Here is a 20293-nt window from a genome sequence, read left to right on the forward strand (position 1 = left end):
CGGCCACGCACCGGGTGGGTGCCGTGCGGGATCATGGCCCGCATGGCACCCACACCCGTCCCCCCGGGCGCCCCGCGCGGCGCCGACGACCGGCCCGTCGTGCTGGAGCGGCGCGAAGGGCCGCACGGCGAGGTGGTACTGCGCCGCCACGGGGACCTGCTCCAGATCATCGCCAACGGCTGCTTCCTGATGGACACCTCGGACGGTGCCTCGGAGCGGCTGCTGGTGCGCGCCGCCCTCGACGAGCTGGCCGGCCGCCAAGCGCCGCCGCCCGCACCCCGGTTGCTGATCGGCGGCCTGGGCGTGGGCTTCTCGCTCGCCGAGGCGGCGGCCGACGCGCGCTGGGCCGCGATCGAGGTGGTGGAACGCGAGCGCGCGGTGGTCGACTGGCACCGCGCGGGCCCGCTGGCCGCCCACTCGGCCGGCGCGCTCGACGACCCTCGGGTCACCCTCGTCGAGAGCGACCTGCTGACGCGGCTGCGCGAGCACCCCGCGCGCTACGACGCCCTCTGTCTGGACATCGACAACGGTCCGGACTGGACCGTCACCGAGGACAACGACGGCCTCTACTCCCCCGCGGGGCTGGCCGCCTGCCGCGCCGCGCTGCGCGAGGGCGGGGTGCTCGTTGTGTGGTCCGCACAAGACTCGCCGACTTTTCCCGACAGGTTGCGAATGGCCGGATTCGATCGGGTCGGCACCGAAGAGGTGCCCGTTGCCCGAGGTGTTCCCGACGTGCTGTTTCTCGCCAGCCATCAATCCGCCAGCCGGTCCGCGTAGCCGGGGCGCGAGTTTCCGCTTTACGCTGCTGTGCAGCCCCTCAGGGGGCGAACCGCCAGTAACCAGCCGTCTGGCATCACGCGATTCCCGGGGGCGGGACAGATGACTCCAACAGAAACCAGGACTGCGCCGATGGACCGAGAGCACCAGGAGAAGCCGTCGCCCGTGGGCGGCCCGACCGAGCCGGAGACGGCGGAGCGGAGCGGTCCCCACCAAGCGACCGTGGCGACCCCGGGGGCACAGCGGCGCGTGCTGGTCGTCGAGGACGACCCCACCATCGTCGAGGCCATCGCGGCCCGGCTGCGCGCCGAGGGCTTCCTGGTGCAGACCGCGGCCGACGGCCCCGCCGCCGTGGAGACCGCCAGCGCCTGGCACCCCGACCTGCTGATCCTCGACGTGATGCTGCCGGGCTTCGACGGCCTGGAGGTCTGCCGCCGGGTGCAGTCGCAACGCCCCGTCCCCGTGCTGATGCTGACCGCGCGGGACGACGAGACCGACATGCTGGTCGGGCTCGGCGTCGGCGCCGACGACTACATGACCAAGCCGTTCTCCATGCGGGAGCTGGTCGCCAGGTCCCATGTGCTGCTGCGCCGGATCGAGCGGGCCGCGGTCGCCGCCACCACGCCGAGGCCGGGCAGCGTCCGCCTCGGCGACCTGGAGATCGACCGCACCCAGCGCCGGGTCAGGGCCGCCGGCAAGGACATCCATCTGACGCCGACCGAGTTCGACCTGCTGATGTGCCTGGCGCGCTCCCCCCGCGCGGTGCTCACCAGGGAGCAGCTGCTGGCCGAGGTCTGGGACTGGGCGGACGCCTCGGGGACGCGCACGGTGGACAGCCATGTGAAGGCGTTGCGCCGGAAGATCGGGGCCGAGCGGATCAGGACCGTGCACGGCGTCGGTTACGCGCTGGAGACCCCGCCCGGGTTCGCCGGCGAGGGCAGCCCGCGCGGCCAGGCCGCCGCGGAGGGCTGACCTGAGCGTGCAGCGTGAGTCGACCGCGCGGCGCTACGGCCACATGCTGTGGCGGGTGCTGCGCCCGCTCGACCCTTTCCGATCGGTGAAGGCCGCGCTTGGCGGCCTGGTGATCATCTCGGTCGGGATCACGACCGTTCTGTTGCTGCTGGCGTATCGGTCGGACATCGGTCTCCAGGTGATCGCGATCATCGCGATCATCGCGTCGCTGCTGGTCACCCAGTTCGTCGCGCAGGGCCTGGCCTCCCCGGTGCTGGAGATGACCTCGGCGGCCAGGGCGATGGCGCGCGGCCAGTACGAGCGCCGGGTGCGGGTGGCCCGCAGGGACGAGCTGGGCGACCTGGCGCACGCCTTCAACCGGATGGCGGCCGACCTCCAGGCCGCCGACCGGCAGCGCAAGGAGCTGGTGGCCAACGTCTCGCACGAGCTGCGCACCCCGATCGCCGGGCTGCGCGCGGTCCTGGAGAACGTGGTCGACGGGGTCTCCGACGCCGATCCCGAGACCATGGGGACGGCGCTGCGCCAGACCGAGCGGCTGGGCCGGCTCGTGGAACAGCTGCTCGACCTGTCCCGGCTGGAGAACGGCGTGGTGCCGCTCCAGGCCAGGGACTTCCGGGTGGAGCCCTATCTGACCACCGTGCTCGCCGACGCGCGGATGTCGTTCGGCCGCGGCCACGCGCGCACCGACGTCCGGCTGCGGCTCGACGTGTCCCCCGGCTCACTGCGCGCCACGGCCGATCCGGAGCGGCTGGACCAGGTGGTGACCAACCTGGTGGACAACGCGGTCAAGCACAGCCCCCAGGGCGGCCAGGTGACCGTGGTGGCCCGCCCCGGCGGCGGCAGCGGCGGGCTGGTGCTCGAGGTGCGCGACGAGGGTCCCGGCATCCCGCAGGACCAGCGGGACCTGGTCTTCGAGCGCTTCGGCCGGGGCACCATCGACGGCGTCCAGGCCCACGACGGCGGCACCGGCCTCGGCCTGGCGATCGCCCGCTGGGCGGTCGACCTGCACGGCGGGACGATCGGCGTCGCCGAGTCCCGCCGGGGCTGTCACATTCGACTCACCCTGCCGGGTAACGCGCAGGCAAATAATTGACGTAGGGTCGCGGTGAACGCCCCCCGGGGTGCCCGTTCACCTCGGGCGCGCCGGGTGTGCTCGGCGTGCGCCACCCGGCGCGCGACGGCGTGCGGCGGCGTTGCCGCAGTTGAGCGCGGGGTCTCCGTGCTCCTGTTCGACCCGGGTCGGGTCGTTGCCATTTTGTTGCCTGTTCCCACCAAACCTGATGCAATTCCCGTGCTTTCTTGACGCGAAACACGGGTTTCCGTGTGGTGTAGGCCACGTCTGGCTGCTGCGGACTGCGCCACGGGCACGGGGGGGCGTAGCCTTGATTTCCGCTGTCCATGACCTTGCGAAGCGGAAGAGGGCGGTTGCCGCCGTGTCGCCACAGTCCCCGAACACCTCAAGCGTTGACGCCGACCCGGAAGAGCGGAAGAACTCCGCGTCCGGTTTCGGAGCCAACGAATGGCTCGTTGACGAGATCTACCAGCAGTACCTCCAGGACCCGAACTCCGTGGACCGTGCCTGGTGGGATTTCTTCGCCGACTACAAGCCGGGAGGCGACACCTCTGCGGCGCCGTCGACCGGTGACGGCTCGGCCACCCCCGAGCGGCCCAAGGCCGAGGCGAAGCCCGCCGCGGCCAAGCCGGCCGCCAAGCCGGCCCAGCCCGCGCCCGCGAAGCCCGCGCCCGCGAAGCCCGCGCCCGCCGCGAAGCAGTCCCCGGCGAAGCCCGCCGCGAGCAAGCCGGCCGCCAAGCCGGCCCAGCCCGCGGCCGAGGGCGCCGAGGGCCCCGAGCTGGTGACGCTGCGCGGCCCCGCCGCCGCCGTCGCGAAGAACATGAACGCCTCCCGCGACCTGCCGACGGCCACCTCCGTCCGCGCGGTCCCGGTGAAGCTGCTCTTCGACAACCGCATCGTGATCAACAACCACCTGAAGCGCGCCCGGGGCGGGAAGGTCTCCTTCACCCACCTCATCGGCTACGCGATGGTGCAGGCGATCAAGGCCATGCCGGCCATGAACCACTCGTACACCGAGAAGGACGGCAAGCCGACGCTGGTCAAGCCCGACCACGTCAAGCTGGGCCTGGCCATCGACCTGGTCAAGGAGAACGGCGACCGCCAGCTGGTCGTCGCCGGCATCGAGAAGGCCGAGACGCTCACCTTCTTCGAGTTCTGGCAGGCGTACGAGGACATCGTGCGCCGGGCGCGGAACGGCAAGCTGACGATGGCGGACTTCTCCGGCGTCACCGCCTCGCTGACCAACCCCGGCGGCATCGGCACCGTCCACTCGGTGCCGCGGCTGATGCCGGGGCAGAGCGTGATCCTCGGCGTGGGCGCCATGGAGTACCCGGCCGAGTTCCAGGGCAGCTCCCAGGAGACGCTCAACCGCCTGGGCATCTCCAAGGTCATGACGCTCACCAGCACCTACGACCACCGGGTCATCCAGGGCGCGGCCTCCGGCGAGTTCCTCCGCCAGATCAGCCAGCTCCTGCTGGGCGAGCACGACTTCTACGACAACATCTTCGAGGCCCTGCGGATCCCGTACGAGCCGATCCGGTGGAACCGCGACATCGACGTCAACCACGACGACGAGGTCACCAAGGCGGCCCGGGTCTTCGACCTGATCCACTCCTACCGGGTCCGCGGCCATCTGATGGCCGACACCGACCCGCTGGAGTACAAGCAGCGCCGCCACCCCGACCTGGACATCAACGAGCACGGGCTCACCCTGTGGGACCTGGAGCGCGAGTTCGCGGTCGGCGGCTTCGCCGGCAAGTCGGTGCTGGCCCTGCGGGACATTCTCGGCGTCCTGCGCGACTCGTACTGCCGGACCACCGGCATCGAGTACATGCACATCCAGGACCCGCGCGAGCGCACCTGGATCCAGGACCGGGTGGAGCGCCCGCACACCGCGCCGGAGCGCGAGGAGCAGTTGCGCATCCTGCGCCGGCTGAACGCCTCCGAGGCGTTCGAGACGTTCCTGCAGACCAAGTACGTCGGCCAGAAGCGCTTCTCGCTCGAAGGCGGCGAGACGGTCATCCCGCTGCTCGACACGGTGCTGGACGAGGCCGCCGGCGACAAGCTGGACGAGGCCGTCATCGGCATGGCGCACCGCGGCCGGCTGAACGTGCTGGCCAACGTGGTGGGCAAGTCCTACGCGCAGATCTTCCGCGAGTTCGAGGGGAACCTCGACCCCAAGTCGATGCACGGCTCGGGCGACGTGAAGTACCACCTGGGCACCGAGGGCACCTTCACCGGTCTCTCCGGCGAGCAGATCAAGGTCTCGCTGACCGCGAACCCCTCGCACCTGGAGGCCGTCGACCCGGTGGTCGAGGGCGTGGCCAGGGCCCAGCAGGACATCATCGGGCGGGGCGGCAAGGACTTCACCGTGCTGCCGATCCTGATCCACGGTGACGCGGCCTTCGCCGGTCAGGGCGTGGTGGCCGAGACGCTCAACATGTCGCAGCTGCGCGGCTACCGCACCGGCGGCACCATCCACGTGGTGATCAACAACCAGGTGGGGTACACGGCCACGGCCGCCGCCGCGCGTTCCTCGACGTACTGCACCGACGTGGCGCGGATGATCGAGGCACCGATCTTCCACGTCAACGGCGACGACCCGGAGGCGGTCTGCCGGGTGGCCAGGCTCGCGTTCGAGTACCGGCAGGCGTTCAACAAGGACGTCGTGATCGACCTGGTCTGCTACCGGCGGCGCGGGCACAACGAGACGGACAACCCGTCGTTCACCCAGCCGCTGATGTACGACCTGATCGACAAGAAGCGCTCGGTGCGCAAGCTCTACACCGAGTCGCTGATCGGTCGGGGCGACATCACGCTGGAGGAGGCGGAGCAGGCGCTCCAGGACTTCCAGGGCCAGTTGGAGAAGGTCTTCAAGGAGGTGCGGGACGCCACCGACGCCCCGGCCCCCGCCGAGGTCCCGGTGCCGATGCCCGAGTTCCCGGTGTCCGTGGAGACCGGCGTCTCCGCCGAGGTGGTCAAGCGGATCGCCGAGTCCCAGGTCAACATCCCGGAGCGGATCACGGTCCACCCCCGGCTGCTGCCGCAGCTGCAACGGCGCGCGGCGATGGTCGAGGAGGGCGCGATCGACTGGGCCATGGGCGAGCTGCTCGCCGTCGGCTCGCTGCTGATGGAGGGCACCCCGGTCCGGCTGGCCGGCCAGGACAGCCGCCGCGGCACCTTCGGCCAGCGGCACGCGGTGCTGATCGACCGGAAGACCGGCGAGGACTACACCCCGCTGCTCTACCTGGCGCCCGACCAGGCGCGGTTCAACGTGTACGACTCGCTGCTGAGCGAGTACGCGGCGATGGGCTTCGAGTACGGCTACTCGCTGGCCAGGCCCGAGGCGCTGGTGATGTGGGAGGCCCAGTTCGGCGACTTCGCCAACGGCGCCTCCACGGTGATCGACGAGTTCATCTCGTCGGCGGAGCAGAAGTGGGGCCAGACCTCGGGCGTCACCCTGCTGCTGCCGCACGGCTACGAGGGCCAGGGCCCGGACCACTCCTCGGCCCGGATCGAGCGCTTCCTCCAGCTGTGCGCGCAGAACAACATGACGGTGGCGGCCCCGACCCTCCCGTCGAACTACTTCCACCTCCTCCGTTGGCAGGTGCACAACCCGCACCACAAGCCGCTGGTGGTCTTCACCCCGAAGTCCATGCTGCGGCTGAAGGCGGCGGCCTCCCGCGCCGAGGAGTTCACCAGCGGCGGGTTCCGTCCGCTGATCGGCGACGACGTGGCGGCCCCGGAGCGGGTCACCAAGGTCGTGCTGTCGGCCGGCAAGGTCCACTACGACCTGGCCGCCGAGCGGGAGAAGCGGAACGCGGACGAGGTGGCGCTGGTCCGGCTCGAGCGGCTCTACCCGCTGCCCAGCGACGAGTTGCGCGCCGAGCTGGCCCGCTTCCCGCACGTCGAGAGCGTGGTGTGGGCCCAGGAGGAGCCGGCCAACCAGGGCGCCTGGCCGTTCGTCGCCCTCAACCTGCCGGAGCAGGTCGAGATCCCCGGCGGCCGGCTGCGCCCGGTGACCCGCTCGGCCTCGTCCTCGCCCGCTGTCGGCTCGGCCAAGCGTCACCAGGCGGAGCAGCAGGCCCTGGTCAACGAGGTCTTCGACCTCTGACGGGCGCCACGGCCGCGTAGGAGTCACGCGGAAGGGGGCCACCGCCGATCGGCGGTGGCCCCCTTCCGCGTTCTCCGTGGTCCCCGCCCGGGTGGCGGCGGCTCAGGTCACGCGGCGGTCAGTTGCTCGCTCAACGCCCACAGCCGCTGGGCGGACTCGGGGTCCAGGGAGCGCGACATCACGGTGGAGACGGGTTCGACCGGGTCGAACGGCCGGTCCTCGTCGTCGAGTTCGGAGATGTCGCTGTTCCTCAGGTAGACGCCGCCGACGCCGGCGAGAAGCGGGCTGGCGGCGGCGAACACGATGGTGGCGGCGCCCTGCTCCGGCGTCTTGCGCTCCCTGGCGGGGTCGATGATCGGGCGGCCCTCCGCGTCGATCAGTCCCATGGCGCGCAGGCTCTCCTCGCCCGCGGCGCCGTTGAGCGCGGTGCCGACCACGATGCCGGGGTGCGGCGCGTAGCCACGGATGCCGTGGGGCGCCCAGCGGCGGTCCAGTTCGACGGTGAAGAGCACGTTGGCCGTCTTGGACTGGGCGTAGGCGAGGTGGGCCTCGTAGCCGGTGGTGAAGTGCGGGTCGTCCCAGCGGATGCCAGTGAGCCGCTGGGCGCCCGAGGTGACGTTGACGACGCGGGCGCCGCGCGCGGCGCGCAGCGCGGGCAGCAGGCCCCGGGTCAGCTGGAAGTGGCCGAGGTGGTTGGTCGCGAACTGCACCTCGTACCCCCGGGCGTCGACGGTGCGCTCCGGCGGTCCCGGGGCGCCCGCGCCGTTGACCAGGATGTGCAGCGGGCGGCCGGTGGCGAGCCAGCGGCCGGTGAACGCGTCGACGGAGGCCGGGTCGAGGAGGTCGAGCCGGTCGGTCGCGACCGTGCCGGGGGCGTCGCCGAGGGAGCCGCCGAGGCCCGCGAGGGCGCGAGCGGCGCGGTCCGGGTCGCGGGAGACGGAGGTCACCGAGGCGCCGGCCTCGACGAGGGCGGTGGTGACGGCCAGCCCGATGCCCGCGTGGCCACCGGTGATCACGACGTTCCGGCCGGCCAGGTCGACACCGGCGAGCACCTCCCGGGCCGTGGAGGCGGGGGTGAAGCCGGAGCCCAGAGGGCGCTGTTTCTCACTCATGTCCCTCACGCTAGAAAACGCGCGACGGACTGTGAATAATTGACAGTTCACCTTTTCTTCGCGATCGTTCGGGCCATGCGGAGCGACCCGATGTCCGAGGTGCTCGACCTGGTCGCGGTCCAGGCCGTGATGACCAGTGGCTTCACCGCCCGGGGCGCGTGGGTGGCGCGGGGCGAGTTCGGCGAGATCCTGAAGTTCGTGGCGCTGGCGCGCGGCCGGGTCGAGTTGACGGCGGACGGCGCGGACGCGCCGCTCGTGCTGGGGGCCGGCGACGTGGCGGTGCTGAACGGCCCGGGACGCCTCGTGATGCGGGGCGGCCCGGCGGACGGCGTCCCCCGCGAGATCGACGTCGCCGACCCGCGGCACGCGCCCGTCGCCGAGGAGGGCGCGGACACGCTCCTCGGCGGCCATGTGGCGCTCAACGCGATCGGCCGCTCGCTGCTCGGCCAGGCCCTGCCGCCGGTGGCGCACATCAGGGCCGCGTCGACGGCGGTCCCGCTGCGCGCCCGGCTCGACCTGCTGCTGGCGGAGATGACGGCCGACCAGCTCGGCGCGGCGTTCGCGCTGCGCCAGCACGCCCAGTTGTTCGTGCTTGACCTGCTGCGCGTCCATCTCGGCCGGTCGGCGCTGCCCCCGGGCTGGCCCCGGCTGCTGACCGACGCACGGCTGCTGCCCGCGGTGCGGCTGATGCACGCGGAGCCGGGCACGGCGTGGCGGCTGGAGACGCTGGCGCGGGCGGCGGCCATGTCCAGGACCACGTTCGCCACCCGCTTCCGGGAGGTCGCGGGGGTGCCGCCGCTGACCTATCTCGTCCGCTGGCGGATGCTGCTGGCGCGGCGTGCCTTGCGCGAGGGCGAGGAGTCGGTGGGCGCCCTGGCCGCCTCCCTCGGCTACGCGTCGGAGAGCGCCTTCAGCACCGCGTTCCGCCGCGAGGTCGGCGAGCCGCCACTGCGCTACCGCGCGCACGCCCGGCGCGGGAGCGGCGCCTGACGGGCGGCGGGCGCCTGGCGGCTGACGGCTCACGGCTGGCGGCTGGCGGCCGGCGGTGCCGAGCGATGTCCCGGCCGGGAAAACCCCCGGCACGGCCGCCCGTCGGATCCCTACGATGGCCGGATGGCAACGCTGAGACAGGTACAGATCACCTTCGACTGCGCGCGGCCCGAGCGCGTCGCGCGCTTCTGGTGCGAGGTGCTGGGATACGTCGTGCCGCCCCCGCCCGAGGGCTTCGCGTCGTGGGACGCGTACGACCGGTCGCTGCCGGCCGAGCAGCGGGGGGCGGCGTTCGCCTGCGTCGATCCGACCGGCGCGGGGCCGCGGCTGTTCTTCCAGCGCGTGCCCGAGGAGAAGGTCGCCAAGAACCGGCTCCATCTCGACGTGCGGGTCGGCACCGGGCTGGTCGGCGAGCAGCGGCTGGCGGCGCTTGAGGCCGAGTGCGCCCGGCTGCTCCCGCTCGGCGCCGAGCGCGTGCGGCTGCTGGAGGCCGACGAGGAGAACGAGTCGTGCCTGGTGATGCGGGACATCGAGGACAACGAGTTCTGTCTGGACTGACGTCGGGCGCCCCCGGGCTCAGGTCAGCTGCGGCTCGAAGTCCCAGAAGGGGCGGACCCGCGCGCGGGCGCTGACCGTGTGGACGTGCTGCGAACCGAGGCTGCTGATCAGCCCGGAGAGCGCCTCCTGCTCCGTGCGGTCGGCGTCGGCGCGCTGCCGGAGGTTGCGCAGGTCGGTCGCGTGGGCGACCTTGCAGGAGAGCGTCAGCGGGTGGTCCCGCCCGAGCGAGCGGTGGGCCGCGGCCCGGCGGGCCGTGTCGCGGCTGAGGTCGGCGGCGCTCTCCACGTCGCCCGCGAGGTTCCGGTCGGCGCTGAGGTTGAGCGCGACGCCCAGCCGCCAGGGGTGGTCGGGGCCCAGCGCCTCCGTGATCCGGATCAGACACTGTTCGTTGAGGGCCAGCGCCTCTTCCCGTTCGCCGGCGGCACGCAGCAGCAGCGCGTGGTTGGCCAGGGTGCCGATGGTGTACGGGTGGTCGGGGCCCAGCGCGGCGCGGTAGCGGTCCACGACGCGCTCGCCGATGGCGCGCGCCAGGTCGAGCCGGCCGTGGGCGCGCAGCACGAACGCATAGCAGACGGCGATCCGTTGGGTCGCCGGCGAGACCTCGCCGAGCACCCGCTCGGCGCGCTCCAGCAGGTCGGCCAGCCGCTCGTTGGCGACCTCGCGCTCCCCCGAGCGCAACAGGCAGAGCGCCAGGTTGAGTTCGGCGCCGAGCGTCTGCGGATGGTCGGGGCCCATCACGACCCGCTGCATCTCGACATTGGGCTCCTGGACCGACTGGGCCTCCGCGTACCGGCCGAGGAGGCGCAGGTCGATGGCGTGGTTGGTCTCGGAGGAGAGGGTCGAGCTGTTCCTGGCGCGCAGCACCTCGCGGCGGACCTGGAGGGTGCGGCGGTCCTCGCGGAGCGCGTCCTTGTACCGGCCGAGGAGGCGGAGGGTGACGGCCAGGTTGTTGCGGGAGTTGAGGGTGCGGAAGTCCTCCTCGCCGATCATCTGCACGCGGCCGGCGAGCACCCGCTCGCTGGCCTCCAGGGCCTCCTCGTAGCGGCCGAGGCCGCGCAGGTCCGCGCCCAGGCCCTCCAGCACGCGCAGCACCTCCAGCGCGTCGCCCGCGTTCTCCCGCTCCAGGCGTTGCAGCAGGCCGCGGTTGATCCGCTCGGTGCGGGCGTACTCGCCGGTGGCGCGCAGCAGCGTGGCGTGCTGGGAGGCGAGCTCGCGCAGCAGCTCGTGCCCGTCGCCGTAGACCTCGCGCCAGGCGCGCTCGGTGCGCTCGGCGAGCTGGATGCCGGCCGTGTACTCGCCGGCCAGGTACAGGTAGCGCAGGCAGTTGGCGATGAGCCGGTGCATCTCGCCGTGCCGGCTGTGCAGCGCGCCCGAGGCGTCCAGGTGCGGCACGATCCTGGCGTACCTGGCCCAGTGCCGGGTGTCGGAGGGGACGGCGGGGTCCGCGTTGGCCAGCCCTCGGCGCACGGCGCGGGAGAACACCTCGCGGTCCGCCTCCGACATCCCGGAGCGGACGGTCTTGTGGACCATGCGGTGCAGATGGATGGTGCCGGCGGCCTCTGGGTTCTCGTCCGTGTTGGGCGGGTCCCACTGGATGACCGAGTACTGGACGAGCTTGTTGGTCGCCGTGTTCCACCGGAGGGGGTCGGACATCATCCCGGACAGCTGCTCCGGCAGATGCTCGGTGGGGATGTCGCGCAGCAGTTGCACGGGGATGGCGCCGGGGGCGAAGAACGCGCAGAGCCGCAGCAGCTCGACGGCCTCGGGGACGGCCTCCCGCAGCTTGTTGAGCATTATCGAGAAGGTCGTCGGATAGGTGACGTCGAAGTCGACGGCGACCCGCAGCCCGGCCTCGATGTCCTCGTCGTCGCGCAGCAGGCCGACGTACTCCTGGACGGTCATGGTGGAGTCGCTGAGCCAGCCGGCCGTCTGGTCGAGGGCCAGCGGCAGGTCGCCGAGCGCCTCGGCGAGCAGGTTGGCGTCCTGGCCGCCGATGCGGGGCGCCCGGCGGCGGACGAACGCCACGGACTCCTCGCGGTCGTAGACGGGGACGGACAGCAGATGGGTGTTGTTGTACGCGCCCCACTCGCGGTTCTGCGAGGTGATCAGCACGTGGCCGGGGCCGGCGGGCACCAGGTCGTCGATGGTGTCGGGGCGGTCGGCGCCGTCCAGGACGACCAGCCAGCGGGAGTGCGGGTCACCCCTGCGCAGCGCGTCGCCGACGGCGCGCAGCCGCTCGCCGTACTCGTGGCCCGTGGTGAGGTCGAGCGCGGGCGCCAGCTCGGCGAGCCGCTGGCGGAGCGTGCCGCGCTGGTCGGCGGGGACCCACCACACCAGGTCGTAGGCGGAGGAGAAGCGCCACACGTACTCGGCGGCGACCTGCGTCTTGCCGACGCCGGAGAGGCCGAGCAGGGTGACGACCCCGGCGCCGGGCTCGGCGCCCTGCACCTGGTCGTGGATGGCCTGGAGCAGCCGCTCCCGGCCGGTGAACCGGGTGTTCCTGCGGGGGACGCCGCCCCAGACCCGGGGCAGCTCCATCGGGAAGCGCGGGGAGCGCGCGCCGCTGAGGGTGTCGAGCGCCGGGTCGCGCGCCTCGATCACGCCGACCAGCTGGGCGAGGCGTCGCTCGGCCTCCCTGGCGCCCAGGCCCCACAGCTCGGTGGTGCCGCCGAACGCGGCCGAGGCGGTGGGCATCGGGGCGGTGGAGACGGAGACGGCGCGGAAACGGGCCGAGTTGGGGGCGACGACGGCGCGCAGCGCCTCGTTCCACTCCTGGTCGGTGCGCGGACCGAGCTTGAAGTACCAGTCGCTGAGCACCACCAGGATGCGTCCCTGGACCAACAGCAGGTCGTTGAGCGCCTCGTGGACGGGCGTCCCCGACGGCAGGTCGAAGCGCTGGAACGCGACCTGCCAGCCGTAGCGCTCCAGCCGGTCGGCGATCCACACCGCCCAGGCGCGGTTGTACCCGGCGTGGCTGATGGTGATGCGGCGGTCCTCCGCCTGCGGGGGCGTGACACGAGCCGAACCTTGCACGGAACCTCCCTCGGCGGTCGCCCGACCGACCCGCACGCTGCTGACGACTGGTGGTGTCCGGGGTCGCCCGACGCCTCGTCAGCTCCCCCGTGGAAACATACACCGCCGGACTGTCAGGTAACCGTGCCACGAGCGTGCTGCCGGGACCAGACGGCCCACGCGGTCTCCAGGTACGCCCTGGCGCGCACCAGATGGCCCCGGGGCGGCTCCGGCGAGGCCAGGCGCCGGTGCCGTTCGGCCATCGCCGCCAGGAACGTCCGTCCGTCGTCGGTGAGTCGGCGGGCGGCGCGCAGCGTGGGAAGCACGGCGCCCACCTGGGTGTGGCAGCGGCAGTAGGCGGCCCACGCCCGGTCGCGCGCCCCCGGTTCCTCAAGACCGAGGGCGAGGGACTGCCAGAAGCCGGCGAGCGCCAGGTGCGCGTAGGCGCCGTGCAGCAGCCCGTCGAACGGGCGGGGGTCGGGGCGCCACGGCGCCCAGTGGCGGGGGGTGTCGTCCTGGTGGTGCAGCGGGTTGAGCGCGCCGACGGCCGCGAGCTTGGCGTGCTGCAACTCGTGGGTGAGCCCCGCGGCCAGCAGCGCGGCGCTGGGCGGGGTGCTGGCCAGCACGGCGCCGAACGCGCCCGCGCTGGTGGAGCTGGTGTGCCCGCCGTGGCCGCCGGTGGGGCGCAGCAGCGGAACGATGCAGCTGAGCAGGGCGAGTTCGGCGGCGCGGGCCGCCCCGCCGAGGCGCAGCAGCGGCAGCGCCTCGTGCCACAGCCGGGACCAGTGGTCGCGTTCTGCGGGGCGCAGCGCGTGGCGCGGCGGGCCGTCCTCGGGGAGGGCGGCGCGGGCGGGCGCGGGACGCCCGGGGTCGAGGTCGTCCAGCAGCACGGGGCGGGGTCCGCCGTCCAGGGTGTGCAGGGCGCGCCAGCGGGGGTCGGTGGAGCGCCAGTGGCCGGCGGGGTCGGGGCGGAGGACGACGGGGGCCTCGCCGGGGAGTCGGACGGTCAACCGGTCGTGGCGGGCGGCCAGTTCGGCGTGGCCTGAGGTGGGCGTGTCGAGCGCGCCGAGGGTGGGCAGCGCGAGCCGGCCGCCGTCGACGGAGACGCGGACGCGGAAGTCGAGCCCGGCGCGGAGCGCGGCGGCGGCCGCCAGGCCCCCGAGGTGGGCGAGGTCGCGGGTGGCGTCCCGGCCGGCGCCGGTGGCCAGGCGGTGGGCGCAGCGTTCCGCCCAGCTGCCGGTCAGCGGGTAGAAGAGCACGCGGCGGGCGGCCTCGGGCGCGGCCCGCTCGGCGCCTTCGAGGAGCGCGGCGTGCTCCCCGGCGAGCGTGGCGGCGCGCGCCGGCGCGGCGGGCAGCGCGTCGAGCAGCACGCGCAACAGCAGCATCCGGTGGGTGTGTTGGCCGGCGGCGAGGGCGGCGAGGGTGGTGGGGGCGCCCTCGGTGCGGCCGAGCTGCGCCAACTGGTCGCCGTCCAGGGGCGCGGGCCCGGTCACGGGGACACCGCCCGGTGCAGCGCGTCGGCCACGTGCCGGATCAGGCGGGCCAGGTCGGCGCAGTAGACCGAGGGGTTGGCGAAGCCGTGGCCCGCGCGGTAGCGGTGGACGTGGTTGCCGCCGCCGCAGACGTCGAGGAGCGGGCAGGCGCGGCAGCTCGGGGCGAGCGCGTCGGGTCCCGACTGGCGGGCCGCGACGCCCGGGTGGCGCAGGGCGGCGTCGAACGGGTCGGTGGCGACGTGGAGTCCGGTGCCGGCGGCGCCCTGGTAGGCGGTCTTGAGCGCGTCGATCTGCTCGATGGAGCCGTCGGTCTCGACGACCACGGCGCTGAACGGGTGCAGCCCGAACAGGCCGCCGGAGGTGGGCTGGCCGAGGAGGGCGGCAAGGCACTCGTCGAAGAGGGCGATCGGCACCCGGCGGTCGGACGCCCACCAGCGGTCGAAGACGGCGATCAGCCAGTCGGCGTAGGGCGTGGGGCGCGCGGTGTCGGGACGGGCGCCTTCGAGTCCGGGGGGCGGTGCGGTCCAGTTGCCGTGGGGCAGGCGGAGGTCCAGCGCGGGCGGGTCGAGCGCCAGCAGCGACTGGTAGACCTCGATCGGGTCGCTTTCGGGATCGATCACGCTGAGCACGGCGGCGTAGCCGGGCCGGTGCTCCGGCGCGGCCAGCAGCCGGGCGGCGCGGCGCAGGGCGGGCCAGGCGGGGCGGCCGGCGTGGTCGACGCGGAGCCGGTTGTGGTGCGCGCGTCCGCCGTCCAGGCTGAGCCCGACGGCGATCCGGTGGGCGGCCAGCGCCCGCAGCCGCTCGGCGGTCAGCAGGGTGCCGTTGGTCTGCACGGTGGCGAGCACCCGGCAGCCGGCGGGGACCAGGGCGCGGACGAGGTCGACGAACCGGCCCAGCTCGGCGGGGTCGGTGAGCAGTGGCTCGCCGCCGTGCAGCACCAGCGAGACGGCGGGCAGCCGGTGGGTCGCCGCGTGTTCCGCGACGCGCCGGGCGGTCCGGTCCAGGGTCTCGGGGGAGGCGCCGACGGGCTGCCGGCGCCAGCCGTCGTCGGCGGCGAAGTACATGTAGCAGTAGCGGCAGGCCAGGTTGCAGCGGCTGTTGACCTTGACGACGAACTGGCGGAAGGGCGCGGGCTCCCGCTCCGCCGGGCCGGGGGCCCGGGTCGTGGCCTCCATGGGCGTCCCTTCCCTCCGGGCCTCGTGCCCTTCCGGGCCTCGTCCGTACCGGCCTCCCGTCCTGGAGGAAGACCCTTCCGAGGGAGGGCAGAACAAAAACCCCACCGGTCGTTTCCGGTCGGGCAACGGTCGCAAGTGGACCGAAAGCGAGCGAACTTACCAGTCCTGCCGTTTCGGCGCCTCGTCGAAGTCCCAGAGGGTCTCGCGAGGATGGGCCAGCCGCTCGCGCAGCTCCGCGAGGAGCGACTCCAGCACCGGATGATCCATCCGCCGCACCTCGGCCAGGCTCAACGCCAACAGATCGGGCAACTCGGGCAGTCCCCCCGAGGCCACCGCCTCCCGCGCACCCGTCGCCATGCCGCCTCCCCACGCCTCTGCCACGCCCGGACCCCCCAACGGGGATTCCCCGGCGCCCGGCGGAGGAAACGGGCCGGGCGCGGGGCGCGCGGCACGGCGGGTGGTCGCGGCGCGCGCCGGGCGCACGAGCGGGGCGCGGAGCGGGCCGGAACGGAGACGGCGGGCTGGCTCAGCGTTCCCGCAGCAGGGCCTCCAGCCGGGCGACGGTCTCCGCGCCCGACTTCTCCTCGTCCGGCAGCCGGCGCCACTGCTGGAGCGCCGCGCGGTAGGCGTCGCCGGCGGCCAGCGGCCGGCGGGCCGTCTCGAAGACGGCGCCGCGCTGGTGGAGCGCGGTGGCCGCCAGCCGCACCGGCTCCGCCGGGTCGACCGCGTCCGCCTCCGCCGCGCGGGCCGCGGAGGCGGCCGCGCGATACGCCTCGGCCGCCAGGTCGAGCCGCTCGAAGCCCCGGGTGTGCCGGAACACCCGGCGGTGGGTGTCCCCCAGCTCCAGCAGCGCGCGCGCCCTGGTCAGCGGCTCGCCGGCCCCCCGGGCCGCCCGCTGGAACAGGTGCTCCGCCTCCCGCAGGTCGACCATGTCCACCGCGTCCCGGTACCGGGTCGTCAACGCCCGCCCCAGCAGCAGCAGTCGCGCCGGCAGCCGGGGATCGTCGGCCGCCGTCTCCATCCGGCAGTCCCGCAGCACCCGCACCGCGCGCGAGACGAACGGCGCGCCGTCCTCCCGGTCCGCGCGGCGCAGCAGCGCGGCGCCCCACTCCTCGATCAGCGCGCTGTACTCCGGGCGGTCGCGCGAGACCAGCCGGCCCGCCTTCTCGAACCTGGCCGCCGCCGCCTCCAACTCCGCGACCTGTCCGTCCCGTTCGAAGGCGCGGATCGCCAGCCGCCCCGCCCGGGTCAGACAGGCGGAACGCGTCGCCGGGTCGTCGGCCAGCCGCTCCGCCGCCTGGATCACCCCGTCCGCCTCGCGCCACTCCTGGTCGGTGCGCAGCAGCGCGTCCACCAGGTCCAGCAGCGCGCGCACCCGCACACGCGCCGGCGCGCGCTCGCTCTCCAACGCCCGACAGCCCTGGCGCAGCGAGTCGGCGGCCTGACCGGCGTGCACCCCGACCCGCTCCCCGCCGCGCGCCGCGTCGGCGAGCAGCAGCAGCGCCCGGCCGTGCGCGAGCCACAGCCCGCTGGGCTGCGGCTCGTCCGCCGGCCAGGCGTCGGCGACCGCCTCCACGATGCCCACGCTCTCCTGCAACAGCGCGCTGTCCCCTCCGAGCCGCCACTGCGCGGTCAGCACCTCGACCCGGTCCAGCGTGACGCCGAGCGCCGCCTCCCGGTCGAGCCCCGGCGTGGCCTGCACCGCGGCGAACTCCCGGTCCGCCAGCCGCCACAGCTCCAGCGCGCCCCTGGTGTCCCCGGCGGCCCGCCGCCGCCCGGCCGCCGCGTGCAGCACCCGGGCCAGCACCGTGCGCCCCCGGTGCGAGCCGGCGTGTGCGGCGGCCGTGCGCGCCGCCCGTTCCGCCTCCGCCAGCAGCTCCCCGTCGCGCTGGACCCGCCACAGCCGCAGCAGGCCCTCGGCCAGGTCGGCCCACAGCTCCGGATCCGGCCGCTCCGTCACCGCGTGCCGCAACAACCCGACGGCCGCCAGCAGATGGCGGACCTGGCCGTCCTCCTCGTAGGCGGCGGTCAGCTCCCTGGCGCGGCCGACCACCCGGGACGGCGTCTCCCGCTCCCGTCCCTCCTCGCGCGGCGGGAGCGGGGCGACCGGCAGGAAGCGGCGCAGCACCTTCGCCGCCACCTCGGCGAAGGGGCGGGGCAGCGCCGCCCCCTCCTCGTCCGCCCCGGCCGCCTCGGCGAGGGCGCGCGCCTCCCCGCTCTCCGCGCCGGACAACTGGGCCAGCGCCAGGGCCGGGAAGTTCGGCCCGGCGTCGCCGAAGCGCCTGGCGACATAGCCGGAGCAGTGCTTGAGCACCAGCAGGGCCTCGTCGTGGCCCAGTTCGGTCAGCAGCGCCTCGTGCACCCCGTCGACGAAGGTGAACCACAGCCCGTCCGAGGGCGAGCCGGGCGGCGGCTCGTCCAGCCGGCGCACCAGCCCGCCGAGCAGCACCTCGGAGAGCTCCGAGGGGCCGGAGTCGGGCAGCATGGTGCGCTGGATCAGCTGCATCACCGGCAGGAAGAGCGGCGCCGCCGCCAGATAGACGGCGAGCCTGACCGCGCCGGGCGAGGCCGAGGCGCGGAAGCGCGCCAGCGCCTCGGCCGCCGACCGGCCCCCGCCGGGGGCGCGCGGTCGGCCGGCCGCCGGCTGGTCGGCGCGGGCCCAGCCGACGGCGGCCGGCACCCGGCCGGGGCCCGTGCCGGCCAGCAGCCCGGCCCAGGCGCCGAGCGCCGCGGCCGTCGGCGGCAGCAGCGGCACCGGCACGGCGCGCGCGGGGACCGGGCGGGCGGCGGACAGCCCCTCGGCGAGGAAGCGCAGCCGGACCGAGCCGGCCGGCCCCGGCTCGCGCAGCAGCGTGCCGCTGCTGGCGGGCAGCCGGGTGCGCGGCCACAGCCGCTGGGGCAGCGGCTGCACCACCGCGACGGGCGCGTGCCGCGCCAGCCCGTACAGCAGCCGGTGCGCCGTGCCCTCCCGCCACAGCGGTCCGGCGCAGTCGCTGACCACCACGGTCAGCCGCCGGCCCGTCGGGTCGCCCAGCTGCCTGGCGGGGCGCAGCGCGGCGCCCTCCGGGTCGAACCTGCGGCTGACCGCCGGGCTGCCGTCGGGCGAACGGTGCAGATAGTGCACCTGGATGTCCCGGAACGCGCCCAACCTGCCGAAGACCTCGGCCAGTTCGCCCAGCATCCGCTGCCAGACGCGCATCGCGGGCGCGGCGTCCATCAGCAACTGGAGCTCGGTGTGCCCGCGCGGCTCGGCGCGGAAGACCGGCGTCAGCAGCCCCCCGGCGCGCGCGGTGCGCTGCGCCGTCTCCGGCTCGTCGAGCACCAGCCCCCGGTGCGGGCGGCGCGGCGGCCCGGTCGGCGGGGTGTAGCGGCGCAGCGGGCGCAGCGCGCGCTCCATGGCGAGCAGTCCCGGCAGCGCCCTGGCCTCGGGCACGCCGACGGGCAGCGCCTCGCCGCGCGGCCGGGCCGCGTCCCGGCGGGCGGGCTCCCCCGGGTCCGCGTAGAGCGAGACCGTCTCGTCGTCGGCGCGCGGCGGCCGGCCGGGGCCGGCGGGCCGCTCCTCCTCCCCGGCCTCCGACGGGCGCTCGTTCTCCGTCGTGCGCTCCTCCGCCTCCGTTCGCGCCCGCTCGCGCGCCGGCTCGTGCCCGTGGCGCGCACTCCACCCGTCCCCCGGGTCCCCCGGCGCCTCCTCGGCGCCGCCCCGGGTGTACTGGGCCAGCCAGAGCGCGTCGGACAGGTCCTTCCACGTCGGGTCGAACCCGGCGCCGCGCAGGGCGGCGACCAGGGACGCCAGTCGGTCGGGGCGGGCCGCGTGGGACATGGGTGCCTACCTGGGTTGGTCGAGGCGCTGGATCAGCATGTCGGCCAGTCGGTCGCGGGTGGGCAGCTCGGCGTGGTGGGTGAGGTAGATGGCGTTCAGCAACTGGTCGGTGGCGAGCTGTTCGGTACGGGACCGCTCGAGGAAGCGGCTGATCAGATCCTCCCCGACCCTGGTCAGGTCATCCCCCAGATGCGCCCTGACCACCGTGGCCAGCCGCTCGTGGTCGGGCCGGCCCAACCGCAGCGGGATGCAGCGGCGCAGCAGCGGCGCCGGGAAGTCCCGCTCGCCGTTGCTGGTCAGCACGACGAACGGGAAGGCGTGGCAGCGGACCCTGCCCTCCCGGACGGTGACCTTGGCGCCGTCGTCGGTCAGCACCTCGACCTCCGGCTCGCGCTCCGCGATCCGCTGGAGCTCGGGAAGGGTGAACTCCCCCTCCTCCAACACGTTCAACAGGTCGTTGGGCAGGTCGATGTCGCTCTTGTCCAGCTCGTCGATGAGCAGCACCCGCGGCTTCGCCGTGGGCAGCAGCGCCGTGCCGAGCGGGCCCAGCCGCAGATAGCTGCCGATGCCGCCGGGCACGGCGGCCGAGGAGAGCCCGGCGGCCCGTCCGCTCGCCGCGATCTGGGCGTCCTGGAGGCGGGCGATCGCGTCGTAGTGGTACAGCCCGTCCTCCAGCCGGCTGCGGCTGACGACCGGCCAGTGCAGCACCCGGCCCAGCCCCAGCTCGAACGCGACCGAGTGGGCCAGGGTGCTCTTGCCCGTGCCCGGGCTTCCGGTGACCAGCAGGGGGCGGCGCAGATAGAGCGCCGCGTTTATGATCTCCAGCTCCTCGGCGCTCGGCCGGTGCATCTCCGCCAGATGGCGGAACGCGCCCAGCCGGCGGGCCGAGACGCTGTCGGTGTCCGGTCCCGGCGCGACCAACGGGTGGCCGCCACCGTCGAAGTCACGCCACGGGGGCGGCTTCGGCAGCGCGCGGATGCCCTCGTGTCGCTCGCCCGTGCCCCGGTAGATCAGCCACTCGCCGCCCGCCGACTCGCGTCCGGCGGGACCTTCCTGACCGTTGGTTTCAGAGACTGCCACCGCGTCCTCCTCGTCGGTACTGGGCCGTGTCGTTGATCGCCCGGCCTCCGACGCTCCCGACCGTAGCCGGGGCGGGGGGCCGCGCCCAGGGGATGCGACCGGTTCGCGTCAACCTCGC

13 protein-coding genes are annotated in these 20293 nt (G+C 74.4%); 6 read left to right on the forward strand and 7 right to left on the reverse strand.

Annotated features, from left to right (window positions below; all coding sequences use genetic code 11):
* Positions 1–42: 42 nt before the first annotated feature.
* From CRP51_RS04550 to CRP51_RS04570, 4 genes are all read left to right on the forward strand, one after another.
* Positions 43–777: a spermidine synthase family protein gene (locus CRP51_RS04550; protein ID WP_097229663.1), complete on the forward strand. Its 735-nt coding sequence runs from the start codon at positions 43–45 to the stop codon at positions 775–777.
* 132 nt (positions 778–909) lie between these two features.
* On the forward strand, positions 910–1749 hold the full coding sequence (locus tag CRP51_RS04555) for a response regulator transcription factor (RefSeq protein ID WP_097229664.1): 840 nt from the start codon (positions 910–912) through the stop codon (positions 1747–1749).
* A 43-nt stretch (positions 1750–1792) separates the two neighbouring features.
* A complete protein-coding gene (locus CRP51_RS04560) occupies positions 1793–2842 on the forward strand; it encodes a sensor histidine kinase (protein ID WP_097229897.1) in 1050 nt (349 codons plus the stop codon).
* A 340-nt stretch (positions 2843–3182) separates the two neighbouring features.
* The gene (locus tag CRP51_RS04570; protein ID WP_097229666.1) at positions 3183–6935 is read left to right on the forward strand and encodes a multifunctional oxoglutarate decarboxylase/oxoglutarate dehydrogenase thiamine pyrophosphate-binding subunit/dihydrolipoyllysine-residue succinyltransferase subunit; all 3753 of its coding nucleotides are present in this window, start codon (positions 3183–3185) and stop codon (positions 6933–6935) included.
* Between the two features lie 107 nt (positions 6936–7042).
* On the opposite strand, the gene CRP51_RS04575 is transcribed toward CRP51_RS04570, so the two are convergent.
* Positions 7043–8047, reverse strand: a complete 1005-nt coding sequence (locus tag CRP51_RS04575) for an SDR family NAD(P)-dependent oxidoreductase (protein WP_097229667.1) — start codon at positions 8045–8047, stop codon at positions 7043–7045.
* 75 nt (positions 8048–8122) lie between these two features.
* Here CRP51_RS04575 and CRP51_RS04580 point away from each other — a divergent pair, with 75 nt between their 5' ends.
* Both CRP51_RS04580 and CRP51_RS04585 read left to right on the forward strand, forming a co-directional pair.
* On the forward strand, positions 8123–9037 hold the full coding sequence (locus CRP51_RS04580) for an AraC family transcriptional regulator (protein ID WP_097229668.1): 915 nt from the start codon (positions 8123–8125) through the stop codon (positions 9035–9037).
* A gap of 123 nt (positions 9038–9160) precedes the next feature.
* Positions 9161–9595, forward strand: a complete 435-nt coding sequence (locus CRP51_RS04585; RefSeq protein ID WP_097229669.1) for a VOC family protein — start codon at positions 9161–9163, stop codon at positions 9593–9595.
* 18 nt (positions 9596–9613) lie between these two features.
* Here CRP51_RS04585 and fxsT read toward each other — a convergent pair whose 3' ends face one another.
* The 6 genes from fxsT to CRP51_RS04615 form a co-directional block, all read right to left on the reverse strand.
* Positions 9614–12628 carry an FxSxx-COOH system tetratricopeptide repeat protein gene (gene fxsT, locus CRP51_RS04590; RefSeq protein WP_097229670.1) on the reverse strand — a complete coding sequence of 1005 codons (3015 nt, stop codon included), beginning with the start codon at positions 12626–12628 and terminating at the stop codon, positions 9614–9616.
* Positions 12629–12741: 113 nt separating this feature from the next.
* On the reverse strand, positions 12742–14100 hold the full coding sequence (locus CRP51_RS04595) for an aKG-HExxH-type peptide beta-hydroxylase (RefSeq protein ID WP_245880368.1): 1359 nt from the start codon (positions 14098–14100) through the stop codon (positions 12742–12744).
* A complete protein-coding gene (locus tag CRP51_RS04600) occupies positions 14097–15275 on the reverse strand; it encodes an FxsB family cyclophane-forming radical SAM/SPASM peptide maturase (RefSeq protein ID WP_097229671.1) in 1179 nt (392 codons plus the stop codon). Before CRP51_RS04600 ends, CRP51_RS04595 begins: the two co-directional genes overlap by 4 nt.
* Before the next feature lie 156 nt (positions 15276–15431).
* Positions 15432–15632 carry an FxSxx-COOH-like cyclophane-containing RiPP peptide gene (locus tag CRP51_RS04605; protein WP_097229672.1) on the reverse strand — a complete coding sequence of 67 codons (201 nt, stop codon included), beginning with the start codon at positions 15630–15632 and terminating at the stop codon, positions 15432–15434.
* 169 nt (positions 15633–15801) lie between these two features.
* A complete protein-coding gene (locus CRP51_RS29910) occupies positions 15802–19095 on the reverse strand; it encodes an SAV_2336 N-terminal domain-related protein (protein ID WP_097229673.1) in 3294 nt (1097 codons plus the stop codon).
* Positions 19096–19101: 6 nt separating this feature from the next.
* Positions 19102–20175: an AAA family ATPase gene (locus tag CRP51_RS04615; RefSeq protein WP_097229674.1), complete on the reverse strand. Its 1074-nt coding sequence runs from the start codon at positions 20173–20175 to the stop codon at positions 19102–19104.
* Between the last annotated feature and the right edge of the window lie 118 nt (positions 20176–20293).

The sequence above is a fragment of the Streptomyces zhaozhouensis genome (assembly GCF_900230195.1).
Lineage (GTDB): Bacteria > Actinomycetota > Actinomycetes > Streptomycetales > Streptomycetaceae > Streptomyces > Streptomyces zhaozhouensis.

Excerpts from the sequence above, each read along its gene's own strand:
- CRP51_RS04550 (WP_097229663.1), top strand. The coding sequence starts at position 43 with ATGGCACCCACACCCGTCCCCCCGGGCGCCCCGCGCGGCGCCGACGAC.
- CRP51_RS04555 (WP_097229664.1), top strand. The coding sequence starts at position 910 with ATGGACCGAGAGCACCAGGAGAAGCCGTCGCCCGTGGGCGGCCCGACC.
- CRP51_RS04560 (WP_097229897.1), top strand. The coding sequence starts at position 1,793 with ATGCTGTGGCGGGTGCTGCGCCCGCTCGACCCTTTCCGATCGGTGAAG.
- CRP51_RS04575 (WP_097229667.1), bottom strand. The coding sequence starts at position 8,047 with ATGAGTGAGAAACAGCGCCCTCTGGGCTCCGGCTTCACCCCCGCCTCC.
- CRP51_RS04580 (WP_097229668.1), top strand. The coding sequence starts at position 8,123 with ATGCGGAGCGACCCGATGTCCGAGGTGCTCGACCTGGTCGCGGTCCAG.
- CRP51_RS04585 (WP_097229669.1), top strand. The coding sequence starts at position 9,161 with ATGGCAACGCTGAGACAGGTACAGATCACCTTCGACTGCGCGCGGCCC.
- CRP51_RS04600 (WP_097229671.1), bottom strand. The coding sequence starts at position 15,275 with ATGGAGGCCACGACCCGGGCCCCCGGCCCGGCGGAGCGGGAGCCCGCG.
- CRP51_RS04605 (WP_097229672.1), bottom strand. The coding sequence starts at position 15,632 with ATGGCGACGGGTGCGCGGGAGGCGGTGGCCTCGGGGGGACTGCCCGAG.
- CRP51_RS29910 (WP_097229673.1), bottom strand. The coding sequence starts at position 19,095 with ATGTCCCACGCGGCCCGCCCCGACCGACTGGCGTCCCTGGTCGCCGCC.